This window comes from Terrabacter aerolatus, assembly GCF_007991735.1.
Lineage (GTDB): Bacteria > Actinomycetota > Actinomycetes > Actinomycetales > Dermatophilaceae > Terrabacter > Terrabacter aerolatus.
Map to the genome: position 1 here is coordinate 1 of NZ_BJYX01000037.1, position 26,800 is coordinate 26,800.

At 72.5% G+C, this 26,800-nt stretch carries 27 protein-coding genes; 8 read left to right on the forward strand and 19 right to left on the reverse strand.

Annotation, left to right across the window (positions count from 1 at the left end):
- Positions 1-39: 39 nt before the first annotated feature.
- Together TAE01_RS19570 and hemL are read right to left on the reverse strand one after the other, a co-directional pair.
- Positions 40-660: a putative quinol monooxygenase gene (locus TAE01_RS19570; protein WP_147068491.1), complete on the reverse strand. Its 621-nt coding sequence runs from the start codon at positions 658-660 to the stop codon at positions 40-42.
- Positions 661-814: 154 nt separating this feature from the next.
- Positions 815-2,152 carry a glutamate-1-semialdehyde 2,1-aminomutase gene (gene hemL / locus TAE01_RS19575; protein WP_147068492.1) on the reverse strand — a complete coding sequence of 446 codons (1,338 nt, stop codon included), beginning with the start codon at positions 2,150-2,152 and terminating at the stop codon, positions 815-817.
- A 409-nt stretch (positions 2,153-2,561) separates the two neighbouring features.
- Between hemL and TAE01_RS19580 the strand changes: the two genes are divergently transcribed.
- Positions 2,562-3,188, forward strand: coding sequence for an ATP-binding protein (locus tag TAE01_RS19580; RefSeq protein ID WP_222594189.1), 627 nt, complete (start codon positions 2,562-2,564; stop codon positions 3,186-3,188).
- Positions 3,189-3,239: 51 nt separating this feature from the next.
- Here TAE01_RS19580 and TAE01_RS19585 read toward each other — a convergent pair whose 3' ends face one another.
- The 7 genes from TAE01_RS19585 to TAE01_RS19615 form a co-directional block, all read right to left on the reverse strand.
- Positions 3,240-3,725, reverse strand: coding sequence for a MarR family winged helix-turn-helix transcriptional regulator (locus TAE01_RS19585; protein WP_186815311.1), 486 nt, complete (start codon positions 3,723-3,725; stop codon positions 3,240-3,242).
- Between the two features lie 35 nt (positions 3,726-3,760).
- The gene (gene hemB / locus TAE01_RS19590; protein ID WP_147068493.1) at positions 3,761-4,726 is read right to left on the reverse strand and encodes a porphobilinogen synthase; all 966 of its coding nucleotides are present in this window, start codon (positions 4,724-4,726) and stop codon (positions 3,761-3,763) included.
- 10 nt (positions 4,727-4,736) lie between these two features.
- Positions 4,737-6,410, reverse strand: coding sequence for a bifunctional uroporphyrinogen-III C-methyltransferase/uroporphyrinogen-III synthase (locus tag TAE01_RS19595; RefSeq protein WP_147068494.1), 1,674 nt, complete (start codon positions 6,408-6,410; stop codon positions 4,737-4,739).
- Positions 6,407-7,375: a hydroxymethylbilane synthase gene (gene hemC / locus TAE01_RS19600; RefSeq protein WP_147068495.1), complete on the reverse strand. Its 969-nt coding sequence runs from the start codon at positions 7,373-7,375 to the stop codon at positions 6,407-6,409. The genes TAE01_RS19595 and hemC overlap by 4 nt, the downstream gene beginning before the upstream one ends.
- Positions 7,372-8,754: a glutamyl-tRNA reductase gene (gene hemA / locus TAE01_RS19605; RefSeq protein ID WP_147068496.1), complete on the reverse strand. Its 1,383-nt coding sequence runs from the start codon at positions 8,752-8,754 to the stop codon at positions 7,372-7,374. The genes hemC and hemA overlap by 4 nt, the downstream gene beginning before the upstream one ends.
- On the reverse strand, positions 8,751-9,434 hold the full coding sequence (locus TAE01_RS19610; RefSeq protein WP_147068497.1) for a redox-sensing transcriptional repressor Rex: 684 nt from the start codon (positions 9,432-9,434) through the stop codon (positions 8,751-8,753). The genes hemA and TAE01_RS19610 overlap by 4 nt, the downstream gene beginning before the upstream one ends.
- Before the next feature lie 155 nt (positions 9,435-9,589).
- Entirely contained in the window at positions 9,590-9,865 is a 276-nt protein-coding gene (locus TAE01_RS19615; protein WP_147068498.1) for a glutaredoxin family protein, read from the reverse strand.
- A 175-nt stretch (positions 9,866-10,040) separates the two neighbouring features.
- Here TAE01_RS19615 and TAE01_RS19620 point away from each other — a divergent pair, with 175 nt between their 5' ends.
- Both TAE01_RS19620 and TAE01_RS19625 read left to right on the forward strand, forming a co-directional pair.
- The gene (locus TAE01_RS19620) at positions 10,041-10,844 is read left to right on the forward strand and encodes an RNA polymerase sigma factor (protein WP_246111471.1); all 804 of its coding nucleotides are present in this window, start codon (positions 10,041-10,043) and stop codon (positions 10,842-10,844) included.
- Between the two features lie 399 nt (positions 10,845-11,243).
- Positions 11,244-12,602 (forward strand): DUF5667 domain-containing protein, encoded by a 1,359-nt coding sequence (locus TAE01_RS19625; RefSeq protein ID WP_147068499.1) that lies wholly within the window; start codon positions 11,244-11,246, stop codon positions 12,600-12,602.
- A 43-nt stretch (positions 12,603-12,645) separates the two neighbouring features.
- On the opposite strand, the gene TAE01_RS19630 is transcribed toward TAE01_RS19625, so the two are convergent.
- The 6 genes from TAE01_RS19630 to TAE01_RS19655 form a co-directional block, all read right to left on the reverse strand.
- A complete protein-coding gene (locus TAE01_RS19630; protein WP_147068500.1) occupies positions 12,646-14,529 on the reverse strand; it encodes a 1-acyl-sn-glycerol-3-phosphate acyltransferase in 1,884 nt (627 codons plus the stop codon).
- Positions 14,526-15,572, reverse strand: a complete 1,047-nt coding sequence (locus TAE01_RS19635) for an NAD-dependent epimerase/dehydratase family protein (protein WP_147068501.1) — start codon at positions 15,570-15,572, stop codon at positions 14,526-14,528. The genes TAE01_RS19630 and TAE01_RS19635 overlap by 4 nt, the downstream gene beginning before the upstream one ends.
- Positions 15,573-15,823: 251 nt before the next feature.
- A complete protein-coding gene (locus TAE01_RS19640) occupies positions 15,824-15,922 on the reverse strand; it encodes a 30S ribosomal protein bS22 (RefSeq protein ID WP_003792170.1) in 99 nt (32 codons plus the stop codon).
- Positions 15,923-16,166: 244 nt separating this feature from the next.
- The gene (locus TAE01_RS19645; protein WP_147068502.1) at positions 16,167-16,367 is read right to left on the reverse strand and encodes a helix-turn-helix domain-containing protein; all 201 of its coding nucleotides are present in this window, start codon (positions 16,365-16,367) and stop codon (positions 16,167-16,169) included.
- Between the two features lie 194 nt (positions 16,368-16,561).
- Positions 16,562-17,878, reverse strand: coding sequence for an aspartate--tRNA(Asn) ligase (gene aspS / locus TAE01_RS19650; protein ID WP_222594190.1), 1,317 nt, complete (start codon positions 17,876-17,878; stop codon positions 16,562-16,564).
- 309 nt (positions 17,879-18,187) lie between these two features.
- Complete coding sequence (locus TAE01_RS19655) at positions 18,188-19,384, reverse strand: acetoin utilization protein AcuC (protein WP_147068503.1); 1,197 nt, start codon at positions 19,382-19,384, stop codon at positions 18,188-18,190.
- 50 nt (positions 19,385-19,434) lie between these two features.
- Between TAE01_RS19655 and TAE01_RS19660 the strand changes: the two genes are divergently transcribed.
- On the forward strand, positions 19,435-20,103 hold the full coding sequence (locus TAE01_RS19660) for a potassium channel family protein (protein ID WP_147068504.1): 669 nt from the start codon (positions 19,435-19,437) through the stop codon (positions 20,101-20,103).
- Positions 20,104-20,207: 104 nt separating this feature from the next.
- On the opposite strand, the gene TAE01_RS19665 is transcribed toward TAE01_RS19660, so the two are convergent.
- From TAE01_RS19665 to TAE01_RS19680, 4 genes are all read right to left on the reverse strand, one after another.
- Positions 20,208-20,744: a GNAT family N-acetyltransferase gene (locus TAE01_RS19665; RefSeq protein ID WP_147068505.1), complete on the reverse strand. Its 537-nt coding sequence runs from the start codon at positions 20,742-20,744 to the stop codon at positions 20,208-20,210.
- 92 nt (positions 20,745-20,836) lie between these two features.
- Positions 20,837-21,340 carry a GNAT family N-acetyltransferase gene (locus TAE01_RS19670; protein ID WP_147068506.1) on the reverse strand — a complete coding sequence of 168 codons (504 nt, stop codon included), beginning with the start codon at positions 21,338-21,340 and terminating at the stop codon, positions 20,837-20,839.
- A gap of 15 nt (positions 21,341-21,355) precedes the next feature.
- A complete protein-coding gene (proC, locus tag TAE01_RS19675) occupies positions 21,356-22,162 on the reverse strand; it encodes a pyrroline-5-carboxylate reductase (protein WP_147068507.1) in 807 nt (268 codons plus the stop codon).
- A 13-nt stretch (positions 22,163-22,175) separates the two neighbouring features.
- A complete protein-coding gene (locus TAE01_RS19680; RefSeq protein ID WP_147068508.1) occupies positions 22,176-23,126 on the reverse strand; it encodes a proline dehydrogenase family protein in 951 nt (316 codons plus the stop codon).
- A 136-nt stretch (positions 23,127-23,262) separates the two neighbouring features.
- Here TAE01_RS19680 and TAE01_RS19685 point away from each other — a divergent pair, with 136 nt between their 5' ends.
- The 4 genes from TAE01_RS19685 (at position 23,263) to TAE01_RS19700 (ending at position 26,769) form a co-directional block, all read left to right on the forward strand.
- Positions 23,263-24,060 carry a maleylpyruvate isomerase N-terminal domain-containing protein gene (locus tag TAE01_RS19685; protein ID WP_147068509.1) on the forward strand — a complete coding sequence of 266 codons (798 nt, stop codon included), beginning with the start codon at positions 23,263-23,265 and terminating at the stop codon, positions 24,058-24,060.
- Between the two features lie 95 nt (positions 24,061-24,155).
- Complete coding sequence (locus tag TAE01_RS19690) at positions 24,156-25,457, forward strand: lactate 2-monooxygenase (protein ID WP_147068510.1); 1,302 nt, start codon at positions 24,156-24,158, stop codon at positions 25,455-25,457.
- A 77-nt stretch (positions 25,458-25,534) separates the two neighbouring features.
- Positions 25,535-26,287, forward strand: a complete 753-nt coding sequence (locus TAE01_RS19695; protein WP_147068511.1) for an SAM-dependent methyltransferase — start codon at positions 25,535-25,537, stop codon at positions 26,285-26,287.
- Positions 26,284-26,769 (forward strand): nucleoside deaminase, encoded by a 486-nt coding sequence (locus tag TAE01_RS19700; protein WP_147068512.1) that lies wholly within the window; start codon positions 26,284-26,286, stop codon positions 26,767-26,769. Before TAE01_RS19695 ends, TAE01_RS19700 begins: the two co-directional genes overlap by 4 nt.
- The last annotated feature ends 31 nt before the right edge of the window (positions 26,770-26,800 follow it).

Here is a 26,800-nt window from a genome sequence, read left to right on the forward strand (position 1 = left end):
GCCGTCCACTAGGTCCGGCGGCGAGGAGCACGCCCGGGCTCAGACGAGCTCGGGCACGTCGAGGTGCGCGATGGCGAGCGAGAACTCGCCGATCTCGGTGATCTTGATGCCGGTCTGCTGCACGAGGTCGGCACGCAGCCCCATGGCCGCGTTGCGGGTCGACATCATCGCCTCGGGCGAGTCGTACGTCGCGGTGAGGCAGGACCGCCCACCGGCGCGATCGACGAAAAGGCTTGCGCTGCAGAATCCCTCGAGCTGCTCGACCCTCGGCATGATGCCCATGCGGAAGGCGTCGACCATGGTGTCGACGTTCGCCGGCGCCACCTCGGTCCACGTGACACGGGCGCAGCAGCCGTCGGCGACCCGGTGGTCGCGGTGGAGGTAGGCGATCTCCCACTCGTCGACCGTCGCGGCACCGCCGAGCAGGTCGGCCGCCTGCTGACGCATCGGCGCGACGCTGTCGGCCGTGGCCCGCATCGCGGCGTCGTCGCGCCAGGCCGTCGTCACGATGCACCGGCCCGTGACGCGGTCGGCGACCATCGACAGGCCCACGCAGCCGTCCATCGCCCTGACCTGCGGCATCACCACGTCCTGCACGTGTGCGATGCCGGTCTCGATCATGCCGGGACGGCCCATGACCGTCGTGGAGCGTGCGTGCACGACCCCACCTCCCTCGGTCGGGGCGGCACCCCGACGGCGCCGCCGTCACCGACCAGCGTCCTCCTCGACGCGCGACCCCACAATCCCTCCGGGTTCGTGTGCCGTGTCGGCGGGTGCCGCTCGCCCGCTCTCGGGAGGGCGAGCGGGATCGAGGTCAGTCCGGGGTGGCGGCCGCGCGCGCAGCAGCGGGCAGCGCGGCGATGACGTGGTCGACGGCCTCGTCGTCGTGCGAGGCCGAGACGAACCACGACTCGAAGGCGCTCGGCGGCAGGTGGACGCCCTGGCCGAGCATCGAGTGGAAGAAGCGGCGGAAGGCCCCGGTGTCCTGGTCCTTGGCGTCGTCGTAGCCCGTGACCGCCCCGTCCCGGAAGAAGACGGAGAACATCGACCCGGCCCACTGGATCGTGTGCGGCACCGAGGCCGCGGAGAGCTCGCTCGCCACGGCGTCGGCGATGGCGTGCGCGACGACGTCGAGCCGCTCGTAGACCGCGGGGGTGCAGCCCTGGAGCGTGGCGAGCCCGGCGGCCGACGCGACAGGGTTCCCCGAGAGCGTGCCGGCCTGGTAGACGGGCCCCTGGGGCGCGAGCAGCGCCATGACGTCGGCGCGGCCACCGAAGGCTGCGGTCGGGAAGCCGCCACCCATGACCTTGCCGAAGGTGAACAGGTCGGGGGCGCCCGCGGCATACGGCCCCTCGAGGCCGTAGAAGCCGGAGGCGCTGCAGCGGAAGCCGGTCATCACCTCGTCGGAGACGAGGAGGGCGCCGTTAGCTCTGGTCACGCGCAGGAGTCCCTCCGTGAAGCCGGGGGCCGGCGGGACGACGCCCATGTTGCCCGCCGCGGCCTCGGTGATGACGGCCGCGATCTCGTGGCCGCGCTCGGCGAAGGCCGCCTCGAGGGCGGGCAGGTCGTTGTACGGCAGGACGATCGTCTCGCCCGCGCTCGAGCGCGGCACCCCGGCCGAGTCGGGCAGGGCGAACGTCGCGACGCCCGAGCCCGCCGACGCCAGCAGAGCGTCGACGTGACCGTGGTAGCAGCCGGCGAACTTCACGATGACGTCGCGACCGGTGAAGCCGCGGGCGAGCCGGATGGCCGACATCGTCGCCTCGGTGCCCGAGTTGACGAGCCGGACCTGCTCGACGGGCTCGACGCGGGCGACGATCTCCTCGGCCAGCCGCACCTCGTTCTCGCTGGGCGTGCCGAACGAGAACCCGCGGGCCGCGGCCTCGGTCACCGCGGCGAGGACGTCGGGGTGGGCGTGCCCGAGGATCATCGGACCCCACGAGCAGATGAGGTCGACGTAGCGCTTGCCGTCGGCGTCGGTGAGCCACGGCCCGGACCCGCTCGCCATGAAGCGCGGGGTGCCACCGACGGCACGGAACGCTCGCACCGGGGAGTTCACCCCACCGGGGATCACCTCGGAGGCGCGCGCGAGCAGCGCTGCGGACGCCGGGGCGTCGGAGGCGGTCTGGACGGGAAGGGGCTGCGAGCTCATGGCCCCAGTCTCTCAACCGCCGGGCGGTGCGCGCACCAGCGGGTGGTCAGCGGCCGCTGAGTTCGGCAAGCAGTGTGGATGACGGTGCTTGGAACTCGTGGCGCAATACCGCTGGCGTGACAGAGTGGCAGATGCAACGCCGGTTGCGAGGACTTCCCCCCCCCGCCGTTGGCGCGCCCTCCGGCCGCTGTCCAGACTTCCCGCTCAGGGGGCGCAAGGGGCAAATCGGTAGTCACTGAGGTGCGTCTCTCCGCTTCGGCCGGGAGGCGCATTCCCTTGCTGGCCGGCCTGCGCAGCCCGGTGCGGTCGGGGAGCGTGAGGCACCGTTGCTCGCATGCCCATGCCTGCCAGATCAACGACGCCCCACCCCTACCTCAGCGTGGATGGAAGGGACCGTACGCTGCGGACCGTGAGCCACCGAGCGACCTGGAAGACCACCACTCACGACTGGCGCAGCGACCTCGATCTGGGGCACCTCACCGACGTGCGCCGACGGCTTGGTCCTCCCGGCGCCGCCGGTGGTCTTCGCCACCTCATCCTCGAGGTGCTGGCCTACGCCAATGACGAAGCAGAGAGCCAGGGTCGTCCTGGTCACGCGATCGTGATCCACCAAGCCAGCGGACGAGTGACCGTAGACGACGACGGGCGGGGCACCGACACCCGACGGGACGGCGACGGGCGAGTCCTCCGCAAGCCGGTCATGGCCACACCTGACGTCCGCTTCATCGACCAAAGTCACGCGCCGCTACTTCCGGATGGTCTGCCACGTCGGGGCATGTCGACTGTCGCCGCGCTCAGCAGCGAACTGGTGCACGAGAACCATCGCGAGGATGGGTCGTGGTCCCAGACCTACCGGTACGGCATCCCTGACGAAGGGCTTGCGGCGCTCGAGCCTCGCGGCTGGACCGGGACGAGTGTCTCCTTGCGCACCGAGATCACCGGCCCTCCAGCGCTGACCGCAGAGGACCTGACGTCGTTCCCGTCCCTCAACGTCGAGGTTCTCTTGCCTGACAACCGCAGCTCGAGGATCCAGTAGATCGCGAACGGCGCACTTTCGCGCACCGAGGATCCAAACTGTCTGCCGAACTCAGCGGCCGCTGACGCTGCCGGGGTCGAGGTGGTCGCGCACGATCGCCATGGCGTCGCCGATCGCGGTGAACTGGGCGGGCGTCATGATGTCGACGAGGTGCTCGCGGACGCTCCCCACGTGGACGCGGGAGATGTCGCGCACGGCGGCGAGACCCCCCGAGGTCAGCACCAGCTCGACGCCACGCTTGTCGTCGGCGCACTGCTCCCGGGTGACCCAGCCCCGGTCCTCGAGCCGCTTCGCCGTGTGGGTCAGCCGGCTGCGCGACTGGACGACCATGGCCGCGAGCTCGCTCATCCGGAGCCGGTGGTTCTCGCTCTCGGACAGCATCGAGATGATCTCGTACTCGCTCAGCTGCAGCCCGGCGTCGCCGAGCGCGTCGTCGAGGGCGCGCTCGAGCAGCCTCGTGCCGCGCAGGATGGCTCGCCACGACGCCTGCTCGGCGTCGCTGAGCCACTGCACGCCGTCGTCCCCTGTACCTGACATGTCAACCTCCTGCGATTGCACAGATGGTAGTGGTGTCAGGCGGTCCATTCGGGCACGTCGAGCGCGAAGTACGTCAGGACGACCTGCGCCCCTGCTCGGCGGATCGAGGTGAGGGACTCCAGGGCTGCGCTGCGGAGGTCGATCCAGCCGTTGGCGGCGGCCGCGTGGATCATCGAGTACTCCCCCGACACCTGGTAGGCCGCGACGGGCACCGACGAGCGCTCTGCCGCCGCGGCCACGACGTCGAGGTAGGACATGGCCGGCTTGACCATGACCATGTCGGCGCCCTCGGCGATGTCGAGGTCGATCTCGCGGAGGGACTCCACGATGTTGGCGGCGTCCTGCTGGTAGGTGCGACGGTCGCCCTGGAGGCTCGACTGCACGGCCTCGCGGAACGGGCCGAAGAAGGCCGACGCGTACTTCGCGGAGTAGGCGAGGATCACCGTGTCGGTGAAGCCCTCGGCGTCGAGCGCCTCCCGGATGACGGCGACCTGGCCGTCCATCATCCCCGAGGGGGCGACGACGTGGGCGCCGGCACGGGCCTGGGCGACCGCCATCTCGGCGTAGAGGAGGTTGGTCGCGTCGTTGTCGACCCGGCCGTGCTCGTCGATCACGCCGCAGTGGCCGTGGTCGGTGAACTCGTCGAGGCACGTGTCGGCCATGACGACGAGGTCGTCGCCGACCGCCTCGCGGACCGCGCGCAGCGCGACGTTGAGGATGCCGTCCGGGTCGAGCGCGCCCGTGCCGGTCGCGTCCTTGTGCTGGGGCACCCCGAAGAGCATGATCCCGCCGAGCCCGGCCGCGACGCAGCGGTGGGCCACCTCGACGACGCTGTCCAGCGTGTGCTGGTCGACGCCCGGCATGCTGGCGATCGGGCGTGGCTCGGTGATGCCCTCGGCGACGAAGACCGGCAGCACGAGGTCACGCGGGTGCAGGCGCGTCTCCGCGACGAGGGACCGCAGGACGGGGTTCTGGCGCAGGCGGCGCGGGCGCTCGATCACCGGGGGCTCCTCAGCGGGCGCGACGGCGCGAGGCCGGGCGCTTGTCGCTGGGACGCTGCACGGGCTGCCCGGCCTCGGCGGCGGCGACGGCGAGACCGACGCCGTGGCCGGCGAGGGCGTCGACGAGGCTGAGGGCCGAGGCCTCCGGCGCGAGGACGTCGACCCGCAGGCCGTGCTCCTGTGCCGTCTTGGCCGTGGCCGGGCCGATGCACGCGACGACCGTCGCGGAGTGCGGCTTGCCGGCGATGCCGACGAGGTTGCGCACCGTCGAGCTCGACGTGAAGAGCACCGCGTCGTAGTCGCCACCCTTGATGGCGTCACGGATCGAGGCAGCCGGCGGCGCGGCCCGCACGGTGCGGTAGGCGGTGACGTCGTCGACCTCCCAGCCCATGTCGCGCAGACCCGCGACGAGCGTCTCGGTGGCGATGTCGGCCCGGGGCAGCAGCACGCGGTTGATCGGGTCGAGGACCTCGTCGAACTCGGGCCACGACTCGAGCAGCCCGGCGGCGGACTGCTCGCCGGCCGGCACGAGGTCGGGGTTGATGCCCCACTCGCGCAGCGCGGCGGCGGTGACGCCACCGACGGCGGCGACCTTGAGACCCGCGAAGGCCCGCGCGTCGAGGCCGAACTCCTCGAAGCGCTCGCGCACGGCGCGCACCGCGTTGACCGACGTGAAGCCGATCCACTCGTAGCGTCCGGTGACGAGGCCCTTGACGGCCTTCTCCATCTGCTGCGGGGTGCGCGGCGGCTCGACCGAGATGGTCGGCACGACGTCAGCCGTCGCGCCGTAGCCGGCGAGGCGCTCGACCATCGAGCCGGCCTGGGCCTGGGTGCGCGGCACGAGCACCTTCCAGCCGAAGAGGGGCTTGGACTCGAACCACGAGAACTCGTCCCGGAGGCCGACGTTGGGCGAGACGACGGCGAGCGAGACCTCGAGGGGCTCCTTGCCGGCGAAGACCGAGTCGGCCTCGCCCAGGGTCGTGGCGACGGACGACTGGCGCACCGTCGTGCCATGGGCCGTGAGGGCGACGAGGGAGTCGGTGGGACGACCGGCCGACCGGAGGGCCGCGAGCGCCGCACGGATGTTGTCGCTGCCGCCGAGGAGCACGAGGGTGTCGGTGTCGGCCGCGTAGGCGGACCAGTCGACCCCGGAGCGCTCGACCCCGACGACGTGGACGGCGCCGGTCGACCTCGAGGTCAGCGGCACACCGGCATACGTCGGACCGGCCGTGAGGGCCGAGACGCCCGGGACGACGTCGTAGGTGACGCCCGCCTTGCGGCAGGCACGCACCTCCTCGACGAGGCCGTTGAAGGTGGCGGGGTCGCCGTCCATGAGGCGCACGACGAGACCGCCGGGCGCCACGGACTTCGCCGCCTTGACCACGAGCTTGGCGCGCACGGCGTGGGTCAGCTCCTGGCCCTGCTCGCCGTGGCCGGCGTCGATGATCTCGACGTCCGGACGGGCGTGCTCGAGCACGACGTCGTCGCGGGCGATGCGGTCGAGGACGACGACGTCGGCTGCGGCGAGCAGGTCGCGGCCGCGCAGCGTCATGAGTCCGGGGTCGCCCGGGCCGGAGCCGACGAAGGCGACCCGCGCCGGAGTCGTCGCGTGCGTCGTCGAGTGCGTCGTCGAGTGGGTGGGAGTCGAGTCCGTCTGCTCTGACGGCTGGCGGGAAGGAGTCACGAAACTTGCTCCGGTTGGTGTGGGGCGTGGTCTGGGGCAGGTCCAGCTGACGTGGCGACCTGGAGGTCGGCGGCGCCGTCCTCCAGCAGGATCCGGGCGAGACGCGAGCCGAGGTCCTCCGGCTCGTCGTAGGTCCCGACGAGCGAGCGGCGCAGCTCGAACGAGCCGTCCTCGGTGCCGGCGAAGGCACGCAGCGACAGCTCGAGACCGTCGTCACCCTCGACGACCTCGGCGAGCGCGCCGACGGGCGCGGTGCACCCGGCCTCGAGCGTCGCGAGCAGTGAGCGCTCGGCGAGCACGCAGGCCCGGGTGTCCGGGTCGTCGAGCACCGAGACCGCGGCGACGACGTCGTCCCGGTCGGAACGGCACTCGACCGCGAGAGCGCCCTGGCCGGGTGCGGGGAGCACCTGGATGGGGTCGATGACCTCGGTGACCTCGGCGAGGCGGCCGAGGCGGGCGAGTCCCGCACGGGCCAGGACGACGGCATCGAGAGAGCCCGAGGACACGAATCCGATTCGGGTGTCGACGTTTCCGCGGATCGGGCGGATCTCGACGCCCAGGCCGAGGGCGGCGATCTGGGCGGTGCGGCGCGGTGACCCCGTGCCGATGACCGAACCCGTGGGCAGCTCGCCGAGCGTCAGTCCGTCGCGCGCCACGAGCACGTCGCGGCTGTCCTCGCGCACCGGGACGGCGGCGACGACCAGGCCCGGCTCGGGCGCCGTGGGGAGGTCCTTGAGCGAGTGGACGGCGACGTCGATGCGACCGTCGAGCAGGGCTCGCCGGATCGCGGCGGCGAAGACGCCGGTGCCCCCGATGGCGGTGAGCAGCTCACCGGACACGTCTCCCTCGGTCGTGATCTCGACGATCTCGACGTCGTGGCCGGCCTCGCGGAGCCGGTCGGCGACCCAGCCGGACTGGGTGGTGGCGAGGGCGGAGCGGCGGGTGCCGAGGCGCAGGACGGTCATGGCTGCACCCGCTTCGGCGGGGTGGACACGTTGGCGACGTCCTTGGGCTCGAGGTCGAAGAGCTCTCGCAGGGCGGCCGCGTAGTCGTCGCCGCTGCCCTCCATCGCGAACTCCTTGACGCGCATGGTCGGGGTGTGGAGCAGCTTCTCGACGATGCGGTGGACGGCGAGCCCGACCTCGGCCCGCGTCGTCTCGTCGAGGCCCGGGAGGCGCTGGTCGAGACGGTCCATCTCGGTGGCGACGAGAGCGGCGGCGCGGGCGCGCAGGGCTGCGACGGTGGGCGCGACCGACTTCTCCATGCGGCGCGTCAGGTAGTCGGCGACCTCGCCCGTGACGAGCTCACGCACGCGGACGACCTGGGTCGTGTCGGCGCGCCCCTCGAGGAGCAGCCCGAGCGCCTGGAGGTCGACGAGGGTGACGCCGGGCGCGTCCCGGCTCCAGGAGGCGACCGGCTCGACGTCGCGCGGGAGCGCGAGGTCGACGACGAACTGGGGTCGACCCTCGCGGCGGGCGGCGCTCTCGGCGAGCATCTCGGCGGTGATGACGTGTCCGACGGCCCCGGTGCAGGTGATGACGAGGTCGCTCTCGGCGAGGACCTCGGGCAGCTCGGCCCAGGCCCGGGCCCCACCGGAGGTCGCGGTGGCGAGACGTTCGGCGCGCTCGGGCGTGCGGTTGACGATGGCCAGGGACGCGACGCCCTGGCGGTGGGCGGTGGCGGCGGCGAGGCCGCTCATCCCGCCGGCGCCGACCACTGCGGTGGAGGCACGGTCGAGCGGCCCGAGGACCGAGGCGGCCTCCTCGAGCGCGATCTGGACGAGCGAGACGCTGTGCTGGTCGATGTCGGTCTCGGCGTGAGCCCGCTTGCCGACCCGGAGGGCTCCCTGGAACAGCGAGTTGAGCGACTCTCCGACCTGCCCACGGCCCTGGGCTCCGGCGAGCGAGTCGCGCATCTGTCCGAGGATCTGGGCCTCGCCCACGGCCATGGAGTCGAGCCCGCACGCGACCGTGAACGCGTGGGCCACGGCGGCGTCGTCGTAGCGCACGTAGAGGTGGTCGGCGAGCGCCTCGGCGCGGGCCGCGAGGGCGTCGGCCGGGTCGCCCGGAGGCAGCTCGGGCCGGGGGCGCGCCCCCTCGGGCTCCTCGATGCCGGCGGCCAGCGCGAGCGCCTCGCCGATCGCGGCCACGGCAGGGTGGAAGGCCGGCACCGACGCATAGACCTCGAGGCGGTTGCACGTCGAGAGGACGACCGCCTCGGTGGCCGTGGCCGACCCGAGGACCGAGGCGGCGATGGCCTCGGCGCGGTCCGGGCGCTCGGAGAGCGCCTCGAGCACCGACAGCGGAGCCGTGTGGTGGGACAGTCCGATGACGAGCAGGCTCATTGCGCCACCACCGCCGACCGGAGGTCGCCCGCGGCGAGTGACTTGCGCTGGGCGTGGAAGGCGAGGATCTGCAGCTCCGTGGAGAGGTCGACACGGCGGACGTCGACGCCGCTGGGCACCGACAGCACCGCCGGTGCGAAGTTGAGGATCGAGCTGACGCCCGCCCCGACGAGGGCGTCGCACACGGCCTGGGCGGCGGGCGCCGGGGTCGCGATGACACCGATCGCGATCGGGTCGACGGCGTGGTGGACGTGCAGCTCGGCCAGGGGCCGGATCGGCACTCCGACGACGTGCTCGTCGGCCAGGGCCGGGTCGTCGTCGTAGAGGCCGACGATGCGGAACCCCTTGGTGACGAAGCCGGAGTAGGAGGCGAGCGCGTGCCCGAGGTTGCCCATGCCGACGATGGCGACCGGCCAGTCCTCGGTCAGGCCCAGGGCGCGGGAGATCTCGAGGGCGAGCGTCTCGACGTCGTAGCCGACGCCACGGACGCCGTAGGAGCCGAGGTGGCTGAGGTCCTTGCGCAGCTGCGCGGAGCGCACCCCGACCTCGGCGGCCAGCTCCTCTGAGGAGACCGACAGGACGCCGTCCTCAGCGAGGCGCGAGAGCGTTCGGAGGTACTCGGGAAGCCGCGCGACGGTTGCGTCGGGGATCTCGCGACGCAGTGCAGGGTCGGCGGACACTCTTGCTCACCGGCTCCTCTCAAAAGAGGCGTTTTCCCGAACGCGGAGCACGTGGGGACCCGTTCAGGCTAGACGTTTGTGAACCCATGCACAAAGTTGACTTCGACGGCCTACCACGGCATGGGACGCGCCTGCGAGGCAGGTCACCACAAGGCTCAGGCGAGGGCGGCGCGCAGGCGCGCCTCATCGACCCGCCAGAAGTCGTGGCGACGCCCGTCGACGAAGGTCACGGGGATCTGCTCGGCATAGCGCCGCAGCAGCTCGGGGTCGTCGTCGACGGACTGCTCCTGCCACGCGACGCCCAGCTCGCCGGTGACGCGCTCGACGACGGCACGCGCCTCGTCGCACAGGTGGCAGCCGGCGCGACCGAGCAGGACGACGCGAGGCGCCGCCGACGTCGCCGGGTCCGCGGAGGTCTGGTCGCTGCTCATGTCATCCACTGTAGGCAGGCACGCGCGGGAGGGGCGTCGGGTGCACCACAAAACGTCGTCGGACTCCCGCACGCGGGCTCGTTCCGACAGACTGTCCACAATGCGCCCGAACAGGACGCCGGCCCGCCGGCACCCACCTGTCACCGCCCCGGGAACGAACCCGGCGCGAGTGTCGATGGCGCCTGTCCGGGTCGGCTCCCCGGTGCTCGTCCAGGGTCTCGCCCGGGTGCTCGGCTCGGCCCCCCTGACAGGGCTCGCCGCGGCTGCGGCCGCACCAGCCCTGCCCTCGCTCGCGCACCGACCAGTCCTGCCGACCTGGAGGTCTGCCCTCGAGGCCGTGTGGGCGGCCCTCGCGGGTGATGGCGCGGAGCTCATCCGGGCGACCCCGGGCTCGCCCGGACCCCGTGGGCACACCGAGCGCGATGCCGACGAGCAGGCCCGCATCGCCGCTCTCGTCGAGCTCGCGCAGGGCGGCGACAAAGAGGCCTTCGCCCAGCTCTACGACGTCTACGTCGACACGGTCTTCCGCTACGTCCTCGTCCGCGTCGCCAACCGCGCCCTCGCCGAGGACCTGACGTCCGAGACCTTCCTGCGCGCGATGCGCCGCATCGACTCGTTCACCTGGCAGGGCAAGGACATCGCCGCCTGGTTCGTGACCATCGCCCGCAACCTCATCGCCGACCACGTGAAGTCGGCGAAGTTCCGCTTCGAGGTCGCGACCGCCGACATGCGGGACGCCGACGAGCGGGTCGACGCCCCCGACACCGAGGTGCTGACCCGCCTGCGTGACGAGAGGCTCGTCGCAGCGATCCGCGGCCTCGGGTCCGACCAGGCCGAGTGCATCACGTTGCGCTTCCTCCAGGGCCTCAGCCTCGCCGACACGGCCAAGGTGCTCGGCAAGTCGGAGGGGGCGGTCAAGCAGCTCCAGCTGCGGGCGACGCGCGGCCTGCGCAAGGCGCTGGACGGAGTCGAGCTGTGATCCGCGTAACCCATCGGCGCTCTACGTCGTTCTCACGACGTAGGGACGGTGCGTGTGGGCCCGGCCCGACGCTCGGGGCGCCGACCGGTGCCTCCGTGAACAGCGTGGACGCAGGCGGCTCGATGGCAGCGATGACGGTGCTCCGGCCCCTGCGGAACGACCCGCACCACCCACCCCTCGCCGTAGTCCGTGCCGGGAGCGAGCTCGCCTCTCGTGCCGTATGCCGTGACGCGACGCGCCTGCAGGGGCCGCCGGGTCGGGCGGGGACCGCCTTCCCGCCCTGACGGCGAGGATCTGCCCGACCCCGAAGCACGAGCACCAGATCACGAAGACCCGCACCACCGACACAGCACGACGACCACGACGACCACGACGGACTCGACAGACGAAGGAGGCGAGATGGATCTCGGTTCGAACTCCGACGGCGACCTGCTCCAGCGCGCCCTCGACGGCGAGACCGTCTCCGAGCCGGGCATCCTCGAGCTCATCGCCGTGCTCCACGCCGTCCAGGCGGTCGACCAGGCGGGACTGACCCCGCGCGCCGAGTTCGTGTCCGAGCTGCGCGCGCGCCTGCTCGCCGACGACGCCGGCTCAGCGGCTCCGGTCGTCCCGCTCCTGCCGGGCGGGCCGGGCGGCGGCTCCATCCGCTCCGTCGAGGCGCCGGGCGACGGCGACGACTCCGCGCCGGCGTCCTCCCCCGCGGCCGGCGGGGACGCCACCCCCGGTGCTCCAGCCTCCCCGGGCGAGGGCGGCACCGTGTCGGTGCTGAGGTTCGCAGCCCGGCCCCTCAAGCTGGTCGCGGCGGCGGCCGCGAGCATCCTCGTCACCGGCGGAGCGCTCGGCTTCGCCTCTCGCACGGCCGTGCCCGGCGACGCGCTCTACGGCGTCAAGCAGCTGCTCGACCGCGCCGCGGTCCAGCTCGCCGGGTCGCGCTACGACGAGGGCCTGACGTACCTCGCGCAGGCCCAGGAGCACATCACCGAGGCGCGCGACCTGCTCGACGGGGGCGCGCCGTCGGCCCACGACCTCGACACGGCATACGACTCGGCGACCGACGCTGCGAGCCGGGCCCAGACGATCCTCATGGAGGTCTACCGGACGGAGCAGCGCGCCGACGCCCTGACCGAGCTGTCCGACTTCTACACGCGGGCCATTCCGCAGGTCGACGCGATGCGCCCGCGGGTGCCGGCGGCGTCGCTGCCGGCCTGGCAGCGTCTGCGTGACCTGCTCGGGGCGGGTGAGGTGGCGACCCTGCGGGGGCTCGCCGGCTGCACCTCCTGCGGGGAGCGGGCCACGGCGGCCAGACAGCTGCTCGCCGGCCTGCCCGGAAGCAGCACGAGCAGCCCGGGCAGCGGCACGTCCGCCCCGGGCACCCTGCCGTCCACCCGCGGCGGAGCCACGGCCTCGAGCCCGGCGCCGTCCGTTCCCCGTCCGTCCGGCGCCACGAGCGCGGGCGGCGTCCCGCTGCCCGGGGTCAAGGTGACCGGTGGGGTCACCCTTCCCGGCGGCACGATCCACCTCCCCGGCGTGGGGATCACGAGCACGGGCGCCGGAGTCGGCGGCGGCGGGGTGACGCTGCCGGGCGCGACGGTGAGCCTCCCGGGTGCCGGGATCACCTCGTCGACCATCGGGATCGGCGGCGGCGGGATCACCCTGCCGGGCGCGACGCTCCCCCTCCCTTCCACGACGCTCGGCCTGCCGAAGCTGCCGACGGCGCTCGACCCGACGAAGATCCTGCCGACCAAGCTCCTGCCCTGACGCGCCGCCGACGCCCCGCCCCGGGCCGCCCTGTCGGTCGGCGTCAGAGGAAGACGGACTTGCGCTGCATGAGCAGGCTGTAGAGCGTCTGCTGGATCGTCTCACGCACCTGGTCGGTGAGGTCGAAGACGAGCATCGGGTCGTCGGCGGCCTCCGGACCGAAGCTCGTCGTCTCGATGGGCGGCCCGAACTCGATGAGCCACTTGCTCGGCAGCGGCACCATGCCGAGCGGCCCGAGCAGCGGGAACGTCGGCGTGATCGGCGCGTAGGGCAGCCCGAGCAGCCGGGCGACGGCCGGCATGTTGCCGAGGATCGGGTAGATCTCCTCGGCCCCGACGATCGACACGGGGACGATGGGCACGCCGGCGCGCAGGGCGGCCGAGACGAAGCCGCCACGGCCGAAGCGCTGGAGCTTGTAGCGCTCGCTGAAGGGCTTGCCGACGCCCTTGAAACCCTCGGGCCAGACCCCCACGAGGGCCCCGCTGCTGAGGAGCCGCTCGGCGTCCGAGTTGGCTGCCAGGGTGGTGCCGGAGCGACGCGCCATGGCGCCGACGAACGGCATCTGGAAGACGAGGTCGGCGCCGAGCATCCGCAGGTGCCGGTGGCGCGGGTGCTCGTCGTAGACGGCGACCTGCGTCATGAGCGAGTCCATCGCTATGGTGCCGGAGTGGTTGCCCACGACGAGGGCACCGCCCTCGTCCGGGATGTTCTCGATGCCGCGCACCTCGACCCGGAACCACGTCTTGTAGAAGGGCCGCAGCAGCGGCAGGTGGACGTTGACGGTGTAGTCCTCGTCGAAACCGAACTCGTCGACGACGTAGTCGCCCGTCAGGCGCCGGCGCAGGTAGGCCAGCGTCTCGGCGACCTGCCGCTCGACGTCCTCGGCAGGCACCCCCGCCGACGACGCGGCCGCGCGCAGCACGTTGACCGCGAGCTCCACGAGCTCGGTCGGGCCGGGGCGGGACTCCGACGAGAACTCCGCACCCTCGAGCACCGCGCCCACGAGCTTCTCGGCGCGCGACTGCAGTCCCGACGTCAGGGCGCGCTCCCAGCCGCCCTCCTGCGCCGTCTGCGTATGCCGTGTGCCGTGGTCGCCCGCCTGCCCCTCGGCCTGCGTCGGGATGGGCTCGACCGGGGGCACGGCCCGCAGCCGGGCCGGCTCCCCCGGCGTGGCCCGGCGCGTCGAACGCACGGCGGAGCGGGGCGGACGGGGGCGGCGGGGCGGGGTCGGTTCTGCCGGCAGCACGTCCGCGGGGTCGACGGTCTCGGGTGCGTCGGCGACCTCGAGGACCTCGACGGTCTCTCCTTCGACGGTCTCTGCACCGGCGGCCTCTCCGACGACGGGCTCGAAAGTCCCGGCACCGTCGCCCGGCTCGGTGGGGGGCGAACCCCTCCCGGCGCGGGCGGCCCGGGCCGGGGAGGCGCCGGTGGCCGGTCCTCGGGTCTCCGGCTCGGTGGGGCCCTCGGTCACCGCGGACACGACCTCGTCGGCCAGCGCGTCGGCACCGGCACCGGCCGCCAGACGCCGAGCCGCGCTCAGCTCGACCGGGGCGCTGGGGATCAGGGGCGTGCCGCTGCGGCGACGGCGCTCGCCCGACGCGCGAGCGGCTCCGGCGGCGAACGCGCCGCGGGCCGGCCGCGCGGAGGGGCCGGCCTGCGTCGCCGACGAGGTCGCCGCGGACCCGCTCGCCGACGCAGCCTGCTTCGAGGCGGGCTGAGGCACTGCCTTCTTCGAGGCGGCCTTCTTCGTCGCCCCGGACTTCGCCCCGGACTTCGACCCGGACTTCGCGTCGGACTTGGCGATGGCGTTCTTCGCGGCCTTCTCCTTCGGAGCCTTCTTCTTCGTCGGGGCGGCGGCGGACGTCGTCGTCACCGACGACGTCTCGGACGTCGGGCTCGCGGCGGCCTTGCTGGGGTCGTCGGTCACGGCTGGATCCTGTCGAAGACTCGGGAGAGTGCTGCGGCGGTGCCGCCCGCGGCGTCGCTGACGACCTCGCCGACGCCCTCGACGCCGGGCACGGCCGGTCGCAGGTGGCGGGCGTAGTCCTCGAACGCCCCGCGGGTCGTGAAGTGCGGCTCGAACTCGAGCACGGACCGCATGCGCGACGTGTCGAGCCCACGGCCGAAGGCGAGGAAGGTCAGCTGGTCGGACGAGAAGTCGGCGAGGCCGCTGCGCCGCACGATGTTGCCGATGACGCCGGCCGCCTGGAGCGGCACGGGCACGACCGGGCGCCGGGCGATCGCCGTGCACTGCGTCACCGTGAGGAAGCCGTCGCCCGCGACGTTGACGATGCCGGCGGGGGGTCCGGTGGTGGCCAGGATCATCGCCGCGGTCGCGTCGTCCTCGTGGACGAACTGGAACCGCGCGTCGAAGCCGAGCGGGACGGGAACGAGCGGCAGCGCGAAGTAGTCGGTGATGGCCGTGTGGATGCTCGGGCCGACGACGTTGGCCAGGCGCAGCATCGTGATCTCGACGTCGGGCCGGCGTCGGGAGAAGCCGCGGACGTAGCCCTCGACCTCGACGGAGTCCTTGCCGAACCCGGTCCGTGGCAGGGTCTTGGGGTTCATGTCCTCGGTGAACATGGCGGGGTCGCGGGGCGAAGAGCCGTAGACGGCCGCGGAGGACTTCACGACGAGCCGCGACACCGACTCGGACTTCTGGCACGCAGCGAGCAGCTGCATCGTGCCGATGACGTTGATCTCCTTCTGCGTCACCCGGCCGCCGGTGTCCTTGGGCGTCGCGATGACGTTCATGTGCACGACGGTGTCGACGCCCGCCTGCGCCATGATCCGTCCGATCATCGGGTTGCGGATGTCGGCCCGTACGAACTCGGCCCGGCCGATGGAGTGCTTCGGCGGGACGACGTCGACGCCGAGGATCCGTTCGATCGAGGGATCGGTCGACAACCGTCGGGCGTAGAGGCCTCCGAGGTAGCGCGACACCCCCGTGACCAGGACGACCTTGGCCATCGGCTCCTCCTGTCGTCGGTCGGTGGGGACACGTCGCGTTCGTGCGGTGCACGCGCTGCGGAGGAGATCGCGCTCCCCCGCCCTCGAAGCCTACCGAGACGCTGCACCATCCGTACCCGGGCAGGGCCTCGGAGCGCCAGATGTGTCGAGCCTCTCGAACCGGTCGCGGCCCCGGAGACGCGAACGACCCCCACCGGTGGTGAGGGTCGAGAGCGTGCGGGACGAGGCCGCTGGTTCCTGAGCTGGTCAGGTCACTTCTTGTTGCGACGCTGGTGGCGCGTCTTGCGCAGCAGCTTGCGGTGCTTCTTCTTCGCCATCCGCTTGCGGCGCTTCTTGATGACAGAACCCATGTTTGTCCTTGTCGTGAGTCTTGAGACGTGTCCTTGAACTGAGCTGGTGCCGACCTGCGTCGACACCCCGCCAGGGGTAGGTCGAACTTCACGAGCCGAACAGGGTTCACAGACTAGCGCGTGCCCGGCCTCTATCCCAAAAGCAGATCAGGCCGGACACCGGCACCTCCCCGGCGTGAATGCCGAGGGGGCGGCCGGACCGGGTGGTCTCGGCCGCCCCCTCGGGTGCGTCATGACGCTGCTGTCACGCGGTGTCGATGTAGGACGTCTCCAGGTACTTGTGGACCGCATCCTCCGGAACCCGGAAGGAGCGGCCGACGCGTACGGCCGGAAGATCTCCGCCGTGGACGAGTCGGTAGACGGTCATCTTCGACACGCGCATGATCGAGGCGACCTCGGCGACGGTCAAGAACCGCACCTCGGCGAGCTGGCGCTCATTCGACATGTGTTACCCCGATCTTGAGTGGGTTTGCACCCGCGCGTCGACGGCTTCCCCTCCGGCGAAACTTCACGCAGGTGCAAGAAGCAACATTAGGGGCAGATGTGACTGGAGGGGAAGTGAACGTCAGAACGAATCGGTGACGCGCAACTCGACACGCCGGTGCGCGACCTGTGGATGTGCGGCCTGTCGCCGCCCTGTCAGGGCTCGAGGCGGTGGAGGTCGCGCGGGAAGAGCGTCACCTCGCGGATGTTCTCGGCTCCCGTCAGCCGCCCCACCCACCGCTCGAGCCCGATGGCGAAGCCGCCGTGCGGCGGCATGCCGTGCGCGAAGGCGTCGAGGTAGCCGGTCAGGACCGCGGGGTCGGTGCCGGTGCGTTCCATGGCCGCTGCGTAGTCCGAGGGGCGGTGCAGGCGCTGGCCGCCGGTCGTCAGCTCGAGGCCGCGGAAGAGCAGGTCGAAGCTGTTGCTCCACCGCTCGTCGCCGGGCTGCGGGTGCGTGTAGAAGGGTCGCTTGCCCATCGGGTATCCCTCTACCGCAAGGAAGTCGGAGTCGTATGCCGTCCTGGCCCACTCGCTGAGCGCCCGCTCGTGCGCGGGGCTGAGGTCGGGTTCGTCCGGGTCGGCCCCGACCTGGGCGAGGGCGTCGCGGAAGTGGATGACCGGGAACTCCTCGGGCACCCGAGGCAGCTCGACGGCCAGGAGCGCAGCGGCGTCGCCGGCATACTCCCCGATGGCCTCGACCATGCCCGCGATCGCGGCGAGCAGGACTGCCAGCACGTCGCGGTGGTCGCGGACGAAGCCGAGCTCGGCGTCGAGCGAGGTGTACTGGGCGAGGTGTCGCACGGTGTCGTGCGGCTCGGCCCGGAAGACCGGCCCGACCTCGAAGACCCGCTCGAAGACCCCGACGAGCATCTGCTTGTAGAGCTGCGGGCTCTGGGCGAGGTAGGCGGTCCGGCCGAAGTAGTCGACGGTGAAGACGTTGGCGCCCGACTCGGTGGCGGTGCCCACGAGCTTCGGGGTGGCGATCTCGGTGAAGTCGAGGGCGCCGAGGGCCTCGCGGAAGCCGCGCATCGAGGCGCTCGCGATCTGCCAGGCGGCCCGGTGCCGGGGGTGGCGCAGGGTCACCGCGGCATGGTCGAGGTGCGTGGGCAGGCCGGCCCCGAAGGTCGGCCGCCACAACTCGGTCGGCGGGGCGAGCGCGGGCTCGGTCAGGGGGGTGACCGTCGGCTCGACGAGCTCGGCACCGCCGGGTGCGGACTCGTTGGCCGCGACCACGCCGGTGACCTCGACGACGGTCTCCTCGGGCAGCCCGGCCAGCTGCTCGACGGTCGCCCGGTCCTTGACGACGACCTGGGCCAGGCCCGAACGGTCGCGCAGGACGAGGAACGTGACGCTCGCGAGGACGCGGCGCCGGTGGATCCAGCCGGCGAGCGTGGCGCGTGCGCCGGGCTCGACGGAGCCGAGGTCGCCGGCGAGCACGCGCGGAGCACGGGTCGTGGATGGGTTGGGTTGCATTCCGTTCACCTCCAGAGGGTTGGTGCCCCGGAGGTGTGGGCGATGGGGAATGTCGCTGTGCCACCACACCTTCGCCGCCGCAGATCGCGGACGGCCTCTGGTCGTGCTCGGCTCAGGATCGTCAGGCCCGTCGTCGCCGTGCGCCAAGGTTAGGCGCAACGAGCCAGCAGAGCCAACCCCGTTACGAGCGGAGGCGCCGGCGTCGCCTGGACGCAGCGCAGCGAGCGAGGAACGAGCGAGCGGAGCGGAGGAAGGCGACGGCTACAGGGCGCCTCCGCACGCGCCGCAGCGAAGCGAAGCGCCAACAACTCAGTCGAAGTGGATGTCGAGACCGTGGAGGGGGAAGACGGCGGTGCGCGTGGCCATGACCGCGCGGTCGACCTCGCTCGCGGGGTCGTAGCCCATCTCCCAGGAGCGCCACCAGAGCGGCCCGTCCTCGGTGGTCAAGTCCCCCATGCGGCGCGGCCCGGGGCGCCCGAAGACGTGCTCGACGTGCGAGCGCCAGTCCTCGGGTACCGGGGTCGCCGTCTTGATCGGGGCGTGCGCGGCGATGGCGGTGAGATGGGTCCACGTGCGGGGCACGACGTCGACGACCTCGTAGCCGCCGCCACCGAGCGCCACCCACCGGCCTTCGCACACGTCGTGCGAGAGTCGGTGCAGCGCGTCGGCCGCGGCGCGCTGGGCGTCGACGGTGACGGCGAAGTGCGCGAGCGGGTCCTCGGCATGGGTGTCGCAGCCGTGCTGCGACACGAGCACGTCCGGACGGAACGCCCGGACGAGCGGCATGACCACGGCATGGATCGCCCTGAGCCAGCCGGCATCGCTGAGCCCGGGGGGCAGCGCGACGTTGACGGCGCTCCCCTCGGCGTCCGGACCGCCGACGTCGGTCGGCCAACCGGTGCCGGGGAAGAGGGCGCGTCCGGTCTCGTGCACCGAGATCGTGAGGACCCGGGGGTCGTCCCAGAAGATCCGCTCGACGCCGTCGCCGTGGTGCACGTCGACGTCGACGTAGGCCACGCGCTCGGCGCCGTGGTCGAGCAGCCACTGGATGCCCACCGCGATGTCGTTGTAGACGCAGAAGCCGCTCGCCTTGTCGCGCATGGCGTGGTGCAGGCCGCCGGTGAAGTTCACGGCGTGCTCGGCCTCGCCCTCCCAGACGGCTCGAGCGCTGTCGACGGTGCCCGAGACGACCCGGGCGCTCGCGTCGTGCATGCCCTCGAAGGCGGGGTCGTCCTCGGTGCCGAGGCCGTAGCCGTCCTCGGCGGTCGACGGGTCGAGCGAGGCGGCCTTGACCGCCGCGACGTAGTCGTCGTCGTGGACGGTCGCGAGCAGCTCGTCGCTCGCCACCTCGGCACCGACCACCTCGACGCCGTCGACGTCGAAGACCCCGAGGGCCTCGCAGAGGCGCGCGGTGAGGTCCAGGCGGACGGGTGCCATCGGGTGGGTGGGGCCGAAGTTGTACCTCGTGAAGGAGGCATCCCAGACGACCCGGGCCTGAGTTGGCATGATTGAGACGCTATCGCGGAAACGCGCACCGGATGACGGAGGTAACACGCATGGGCCGCAACCGGCTCTTCGAGGACGACGTGATCGTCATCGGGCTGGGGCGCTTCGGCTCTGCCGTCGCACTCGAGCTCACGAGGTTGGGTCACCGCGTCATCGCCGTGGAGCGCGACAACGCCATCGCGGAGAGCTACGTCAACAAGGTCGCCAAGGTCGTGCACGCCGACATGGCCCAGTCGACGGGGCTCGAGATGATCCGCGCGGCGCAGCCGAAGATCGCCATCGTCGGCATCGGCTCGTCGGTCGAGTCCTCGGTGCTCGCGGCTGCCAACCTCGTCGACGCCGGGGTGCCGTCCATCTGGGCCAAGGCGCTCTCGCCCGAGCACAAGCGCATCCTCGATCGCATCGGCGTCCACCACGTCATCTCGCCCGAGGCCGACTCGGGCCGCCGGGTGGCCCACCTCGTCAACGGCAAGCTGCTCGACTACATCGAGTTCGACGACGGCTTCGCCATCGTCAAGCTCAAGCCGCCGTCGGAGACGGTCGGCTTCACGCTCGAGCAGAGCTCGATCCGCCGCAAGTACGGCGTCACCGTCGTCGGCGTCAAGGCTCCGGGCGAGGACTTCACGTATGCCGTGCCGCAGACGAAGATCTCGGCGCACCACATGCTCATCGTCAGTGGTCCGGTCGAGCTCATCGAACGCTTCGCCGCCCGCCCTTGACGGGCGAACCTCCTGTTGCACAGGCGAACCCACCGGTTCCCGACAATTCGGGACGGTGGGTTCGTCGCCTTCGGGCCTGACGGGTCCTGACGGGGCCTGAACGGTCAGAGGCGCAGGAGCGGTCCGTTGTCGGAGCCGAGCGGGAGGACCATGGCGATCTCCTCCTCGCCGTCCTCCTCGCTGACGACACCCATGGGCCGGCGGTAGTCGGTCGGGCGGAAGCCCATGCCGCTGGCGAAGGCGACGGCGCGACCGTTCTCGGTGCCGACCCAGTAGACGAGGTGCGTGTGACCGCGTTGGGCGGCGAGCGACGCGCCGTCCTTGACGAGCCGGGTCGCGACACCCGAGCCCCGGGCCTCCGGGCGCACCCAGAGACCGAAGAGCTCCCCGGCCGCGTTCTCGCTGCCCTTGGCGGCGCCGACGCTGACGACACCGACGGCGTCGCCGGCGCGCTCGGCGACGAGGCGGGCCGAGCGCTGCATGCGCTCGCGCCAGAAGTCCTCGTCGTAGGCCTCTTCCTGCTCGACGGTGGCCACGAACGCCTCGGGAGACTCACGGAGTGCGGCCAGGCGGACGGATCGGTAGTCCTGCCAGTCGTCCTCGCCGAGGGGACGCACGGTGATGTCGTTCGTGGCGTTCATGGGTCCACCTTCGCACGACAGGCGCTCGGCCCGCACCCGCCGGCCGGTGAACGTTCGGTGCGACGTCCGTGGCCCGCCACCCGGGAGGGGACTCAGAAGCGGTGCGTCATCTCGATCTCGCGCAGGTCCGGACGGCGGGGGTGGTCGTGGACGGCACCGGTGCGCACGAAACCGCATCGCGCGTACAGCTGCTCGGCGGCGGTGTTGGAGCTCGTGACCTCGAGGACGACCTCGGACTTGCCGAGCCGGCGCGCCTCGTCGAGCACGGCGCGCACGAGCGCCTCCCCCACGCCCCGGCCGCGGGCCGCGGGCGCGACGTACATCCCGAACAGCGTTGCGGTCGTTGCGCGCTCGGGCTCCCAGTGGGAGCCGAGACCTGCGCTCCCGAGGATCCCGTCGGCGTCCCGCGCCTGGACCAGCCAGGCTCCCTCGATGCGTTCCCGCCAGTCGGCCTCGTCGTAGGCGGCCTCGTCGGCGTAGGTGAACCAGAAGGCGTCCGGGGCGTCCTCCAGCATCTCGAGACGCACGTCGCGGTGCGACTCCCAGTCGTCCGGGGTGACCCGGTGCAGGTGCAGGGCGTGGTGCTCGTCGGCCATCACCCCACAGTGCCCTCAGACCTGGCCGGACGCCAGCTCCTTGGACCGCGCGGCGGCCGCCTCGATGGCGGTCACGAAGGCGGCCCGCACCTTGTGGTCGTCGAGCTGGCGCAGCGCCGCGACGGTCGTGCCGCCGGGCGAGCTGACCTGCTCGCGCAGCACCGTCGGGTGCTCCTTGGTCTCCTTGAGCATCGTGGCGGCCCCGTAGAGCGTCTGGACGACGAGCTCGGTGGCGGTGGCGCGTGGCAGGCCCAGCACGACGCCCGCCTCGATCATCGCCTCGACGACGTAGAAGATGTAGGCGGGACCGCTGCCGGAGATCGCGGTCACGGCGTCGAGGTGCTTCTCGGGCAGCCGGACGACCTTGCCGCACGAGCTGAGCAGCGCCTCGGCCTCGGCGAGGTGGTCGTCGGTGCAGTGGCGACCGGGCGAGATGCCCGCCATGCCCTGGTCGACGAGCGCCGGCGTGTTGGGCATGACGCGGATGACCGACGTGCCCTCCGGAAGCCGGGACTCGAGGTACTCGGTCGTGATGCCCGCGGCGAGCGACACGACGGCGTCGCCGGGGGCCACGTGGTCGTGGATCTCCTCGAGGAGCGCCGCCATGTCCTGCGGCTTGACGCAGAGCACGAGGGTGTCGGCCACGTCGGCCGCGTCGGCGTTGGCCATGACGCGCACGCCGTGGCGCTCGGCGAGCGCGTTGACCTTGTCGGGTGAGCGTCCGGTGACGACGAGGTCGCCCGGCGTGCGGCCCGACCGGATGAGGCCCGAGACCAGGGTCTCGCCCATGACTCCCGCGCCGAAGATGGCCGTCGTCGTCATCGTGGCTCCCCGCTCAGCTCTTCGTCGCGACGCCGCGCAGGAAGAACATGACGTTGGCCGGCTTCTCGGCCATGCGGCGCATGAGGTAGCCGTACCACTCCTGGCCGTAGGGGATGTAGACGCGCATCTGGTCGCCGCGGTCGGCGATCCGCTTCTGCTCCTCGGGACGGATGCCGTAGAGCATCTGGTACTCGAAGGACCTCGGGTCGCGTCCGGCCTGCCCGGCGAGCGCGCCCGCGATCTCGATGAGGCGCGGGTCGTGCGAGGCGACCATGGGGTAGCCCTCGCCCTGCATGAGGATCTTGAGGCAGCGCACGTACGACTTGTCGACCTCGGCGCCCGACTGGAAGGCCACCGACTCCGGCTCCTTGTAGGCGCCCTTGCACAGGCGCACCCGCGACCCGACATGCGCGAGGTCCCGGCAGTCCGCCTCGGTCCGGTAGAGGTAGGCCTGGAGCACGGCGCCGACGGTCGGGAAGTCGGCGCGCAGCTCGCGCAGGGCGTCCAGGGTGAGGTCGGTCGTCGTGTGGTCCTCCATGTCGAGGGTCACGGTGGTGCCGGCCTGCTTCGCGAGCTCGCAGATCTCGCGGGCGTGGTCGAGCGCGATGGCGTTGCCGTCGCCGGGCAGCGCCTGGCCGAGCGCGCTGAGCTTGAGCGACACCTCGACGGTGCCGTCCGCCGTGAGGCCCTCGTCGCGCAGGGCCGTGAGCAGGGAGACGTACGCGTCGCGCGTGTGCTGCGCCTGCGCGAGATCCGTCGTGTCCTCACCGAGGTAGTCGATGGTCGAGCGGCGGCCCGAGGCCGCGATCTCGGCGGCCGCCCCGACGACGTCGGCGCGCTCGGCGCCGGGCACGAAGCGCTTGACGACCGAGCGCGACACGGGCGCCTTCTCGATGACGTCTCGGATCTTCTCCTGCTTGGACAGCTGCAGGAGCGAGTTGCGCAGCAGGTCGCTGGCGTCCACGGGGGCCTCCGGGTGGTGCTCGGGATGTCGCTCGGATGTCGGCGGCGGACGGTGGTGACCGTCCCGCCGGGCAAATCTACCGCCGCGTCCCCGTCCTGCCCGTCCGCGGGAGACGGCATGCGGCACACTCGCTGCCATGCCTGGACCCAGCGCGGCGCCCGGACCGCTCGACCTCTCCCTCGACGAGCTCGGTGAGGCGCTCGGCGCCGCCTCGACGGTGCTGCGCGCCAACGCGGTGGCCGCCGGTCTCGACAGCCCGGTCCCGACGTGCCCGGGCTGGACCGTGCTCGACCTCGTCGCCCACCAGGGCATGGTCCACCGGTGGGCCGCGAGCCACCTCCGGGGCGAGCCGATCGAGCCACCCGAGCCGCTCGAGCAGCAGGGGCGCGAGTCCTCCGACCCGCTCGGCTGGTTCGACGACGGCGCGACGGCGCTGCTCCAGGCCGTCGTCGACGCCCCCGACGACCTCGACGCGCTCGTCTTCCTCAAGGACGCCCCAGCTCCCCGGCTCTTCTGGACGCGTCGCCAGTGCCACGAGACGACGATCCACGCCGTCGACGCGATCGGCGCACGCCTGGGACGGCCGGCCCGGGCCGACGAGACGTGGATCCGCCCGGCGGTCGCCGTCGACGGCATCGACGAGCTGCTCGTCGGCTTCGTGACCCGGCGCCCCGAGGGCTCGTCACCGGGGTCCCCGACCCGGCTGCTCGTGAGGCCCGACGGGTCGGACGTCGCGTGGCTCGTCGACCTCGCACCGGGCCTCCCCGTGGCCACCCGGCGCGTCGGGGCCGCCTCGCCCGAGGCGACCACCGCCGAACACGTCCTCAGCGGTGACCCCGTCGACCTCTACCTGCGGCTGTGGAGCCGCAGCGGCGCCGAGCCCGCCGACGACCTCGAGCGGTGGTGGCGCGAGACCATCTCGGTCAGGTGGTGACGGGCGAGGCGTCCCGAACCGGGACGGACGCCAGCAGGATGGACGCCACCGACCGCACCCCCGCGGACGGGTTCCACGCGACAGGAGGAGCACGTATGCCGCAGGCACGGGTCCCGCAGGAAGGCATCGGCCGACTGGTGCAGTCCGCCATCTACCGGGCCGGCGCCTTCGGCCGTCGGCCGGAGGTCCCCACGGACGGCACCCGCCTCGAGGCCGACGCCCGCAAGGCCATGTCACGGCGTGGGTTCGCCTACGTCGCAGGGTCGGCCGGTTCCGAGGCGAGCGCCGAGGCCAACGTGTCGGCCTTCTCCCGATGGCGCGTCGTGCCCCGCATGCTCGTCGACACGACCGAGCGCGACACGTCGGTCGAGCTCTTCGGCCGGCGCCACGAGAGCCCCCTCCTCGTCGCACCCGTCGGCGTGCTGTCGATGGCCGACGACGAGGCGGACCTCGCCGTGGCCCGAGCCGCCCGGGAGCAGCACGTCACCCCGATCCTCAGCACCCAGGCCTCGGTCCCGATGGAGGACGTCGCCCGCGCCCTCGGCGGGTCGGGGCACTGGTACCAGCTCTACTGGAGCAGCAACGACGAGCTCGTCGAGAGCCTCGTCTCGCGAGCCGAGGCGTGCGGCAGCGACGCCCTCGTCGTCACCCTCGACACGGCATACCTCGGGTGGCGTCCACGCGACCTCGACCTCGGGCACCTGCCCTTCGCCCGCGGCGAGGGGATCGCGCAGTACACGTCCGACCCCGTGTTCCAGCGGCTCGTCCGCGAGCGCGTGGCAGCGGCAACCCCGGCCTCACGTCCCCGCCCGACGCCGGCGGCGCTCGCCACCCTCGTCTCGATGAGCCGCAACCACCCCGGTGACACGCGACGGAACCTCACCGCCGCCGAGCCCCGGGCGGCCGTCGAGACGTTCCTCGACGTGTTCAGCCGACCGTCGCTGACCTGGGCCGACCTGCCGCGGCTGCGCGCGCTGACGAGCCTGCCGATCGTGCTCAAGGGGATCCTGCACCCCGAGGACGCGCGGCGTGCCGTCGACGCGGGGGTCGACGGCGTCTACGTCTCGAACCACGGCGGGCGCCAGGTCGACCGCTCGGTCGCGGCGCTTGACGCCCTCCCCGGGGTCGTCGCGGCCGTTCGCGGGACGGGGTCGCAGGCGCCGGTCATCTTCGACAGCGGGATCCGTTGCGGCGCAGACATCTTCGTCGCGCTCGCTCTCGGCGCGACGGCGGTCGGCATCGGTCGCCCCCACGTCTACGGGCTGGCGCTGGCCGGGGCACCGGGCGTCTCCGAGGTGCTCCGCAACCTGCGGGCCGAGCTCGACCTCCAGCTCGCCCTCACCGGCTGCACGTCGCTGGCGGACCTCACGCCGGACCGCCTCGTGCGCGTGGACTGACGCGCGCACGCCGGGAGGAGCCGCCGCCCCCTGGAACGGGCTCGACGGCATACCTCGTCGTCCCGGAGGATCGAGACATGCCCGCCCTCGACCACCTGACCCGCGACGCCTTCCCCCGGTCCTCGAAGTACGACGCCAGGTGGCTCGTCGACCTCGACATGGGGCCGCACCCGCTGTGGCTGCTCGAGGACCTCGCCGCCGACCTCGACCTGCGCCCCGGCATGCGCGTGCTCGACCTCGGCTCCGGACTCGGCGCGACGTCGGTCTTCCTCGCCCGGGAGTACGGCGTGCACGTCATCGCCGCCGACCTGTGGGTCGACCCCAGCGCCGCCGCCGCGGTCTTCCGCAAGGAGGAGGTCGACGACCAGGTGCTGCCGATGCGCGTCGACGCCCACGCCCTCCCCTTCGGCCGCGGCTCGTTCGACGCCATCGTCAGCATCGACGCATGGGAGTACTTCGGCACCGGCGACCACTACCCGCCCTACCTCGCGACCTTCCTCAGGCCCGGCGGGCAGCTCGGCGTCGCGACGCCAGCCCTGACCACCGAGGTGCGCGAGCTCGGCGAGATCCCCGAGCACATCGACCGTGTCGTCGGGGCCGAGTCAGCCGCCTGGCACACCGCCGAGTGGCTGCGCAGCCAGTGGGAGTTCAGCCGCGCCTTCACCGCGGTCACGGCCCGCAACCAGGCCGACGCCTGCGCCAACTGGCTGCTGTGGGAGCGGGCCGTCATGGAGCTCAAGGGCCAGCCGACCTCGCCGGTCCAGTCGATGCTCGAGGCCGACGGCGGCGCCTTCGTCACCTTCGCGCTCGTCACAGGGCGCGTCGCATGAGCATCACGCCGGCCGACCTCGGCCACCTGCGTCGCGCCGTCGAGCTGGCCCGCCTCGCCCTCGAGCGCGGCGACGAGCCCTTCGGCTCGGTGCTCGTCTCCGGCGACGGCGAGGTGCTCTTCGAGGACCACAACCACGTCGTCGCGCTCGACGAGACCCAGCACCCCGAGCTCGCCATCGCCCGCTGGGCCGGCGCCCACCTGACCGGTCCGGAGCGTGCCGCCGCGACCGTCTACACCTCGGGCGAGCACTGCCCGATGTGCTCGGCCGCGCACGGCTGGGTCGGCCTCGGCCGGATCGTGTATGCCGTGAGCTCCGCCCAGCTCGGCGCCTGGCGGTCCGCGTGGGGTGCACCTCCGTCGCCCGTGACGCCGCTCCCGATCCGCGACGTCGTGCCCGGCGCGGTCGTCGACGGCCCGGTCCCCGGGCTCGAGGACGAGGTCCGAGACCTCCACCGCCGCTTCGCCCACGACCCCACCTGACCCCACCACCCGGCACACCCCCGCCCCACCC

Bases quoted from the DNA above. Each gene is read 5' to 3' on its own strand.
- TAE01_RS19700 (WP_147068512.1), top strand. From the start codon at position 26,284: ATGAGCATCACGCCGGCCGACCTCGGCCACCTGCGTCGCGCCGTCGAG.
- proC (WP_147068507.1), bottom strand. From the start codon at position 22,162: ATGACGACGACGGCCATCTTCGGCGCGGGAGTCATGGGCGAGACCCTG.
- TAE01_RS19585 (WP_186815311.1), bottom strand. From the start codon at position 3,725: ATGTCAGGTACAGGGGACGACGGCGTGCAGTGGCTCAGCGACGCCGAG.
- hemA (WP_147068496.1), bottom strand. From the start codon at position 8,754: ATGAGCCTGCTCGTCATCGGACTGTCCCACCACACGGCTCCGCTGTCG.
- TAE01_RS19620 (WP_246111471.1), top strand. From the start codon at position 10,041: ATGGCGCCTGTCCGGGTCGGCTCCCCGGTGCTCGTCCAGGGTCTCGCC.
- TAE01_RS19625 (WP_147068499.1), top strand. From the start codon at position 11,244: ATGGATCTCGGTTCGAACTCCGACGGCGACCTGCTCCAGCGCGCCCTC.
- TAE01_RS19645 (WP_147068502.1), bottom strand. From the start codon at position 16,367: ATGTCGAATGAGCGCCAGCTCGCCGAGGTGCGGTTCTTGACCGTCGCC.
- TAE01_RS19690 (WP_147068510.1), top strand. From the start codon at position 24,156: ATGCCGCAGGCACGGGTCCCGCAGGAAGGCATCGGCCGACTGGTGCAG.
- TAE01_RS19640 (WP_003792170.1), bottom strand. From the start codon at position 15,922: ATGGGTTCTGTCATCAAGAAGCGCCGCAAGCGGATGGCGAAGAAGAAG.
- aspS (WP_222594190.1), bottom strand. From the start codon at position 17,878: ATGCAACCCAACCCATCCACGACCCGTGCTCCGCGCGTGCTCGCCGGC.
- TAE01_RS19660 (WP_147068504.1), top strand. From the start codon at position 19,435: ATGGGCCGCAACCGGCTCTTCGAGGACGACGTGATCGTCATCGGGCTG.
- TAE01_RS19635 (WP_147068501.1), bottom strand. From the start codon at position 15,572: ATGGCCAAGGTCGTCCTGGTCACGGGGGTGTCGCGCTACCTCGGAGGC.
- TAE01_RS19685 (WP_147068509.1), top strand. From the start codon at position 23,263: ATGCCTGGACCCAGCGCGGCGCCCGGACCGCTCGACCTCTCCCTCGAC.
- TAE01_RS19665 (WP_147068505.1), bottom strand. From the start codon at position 20,744: ATGAACGCCACGAACGACATCACCGTGCGTCCCCTCGGCGAGGACGAC.
- hemL (WP_147068492.1), bottom strand. From the start codon at position 2,152: ATGAGCTCGCAGCCCCTTCCCGTCCAGACCGCCTCCGACGCCCCGGCG.
- TAE01_RS19695 (WP_147068511.1), top strand. From the start codon at position 25,535: ATGCCCGCCCTCGACCACCTGACCCGCGACGCCTTCCCCCGGTCCTCG.
- hemC (WP_147068495.1), bottom strand. From the start codon at position 7,375: ATGACCGTCCTGCGCCTCGGCACCCGCCGCTCCGCCCTCGCCACCACC.
- TAE01_RS19655 (WP_147068503.1), bottom strand. From the start codon at position 19,384: ATGCCAACTCAGGCCCGGGTCGTCTGGGATGCCTCCTTCACGAGGTAC.
- TAE01_RS19615 (WP_147068498.1), bottom strand. From the start codon at position 9,865: ATGAGCAGCGACCAGACCTCCGCGGACCCGGCGACGTCGGCGGCGCCT.
- TAE01_RS19670 (WP_147068506.1), bottom strand. From the start codon at position 21,340: ATGGCCGACGAGCACCACGCCCTGCACCTGCACCGGGTCACCCCGGAC.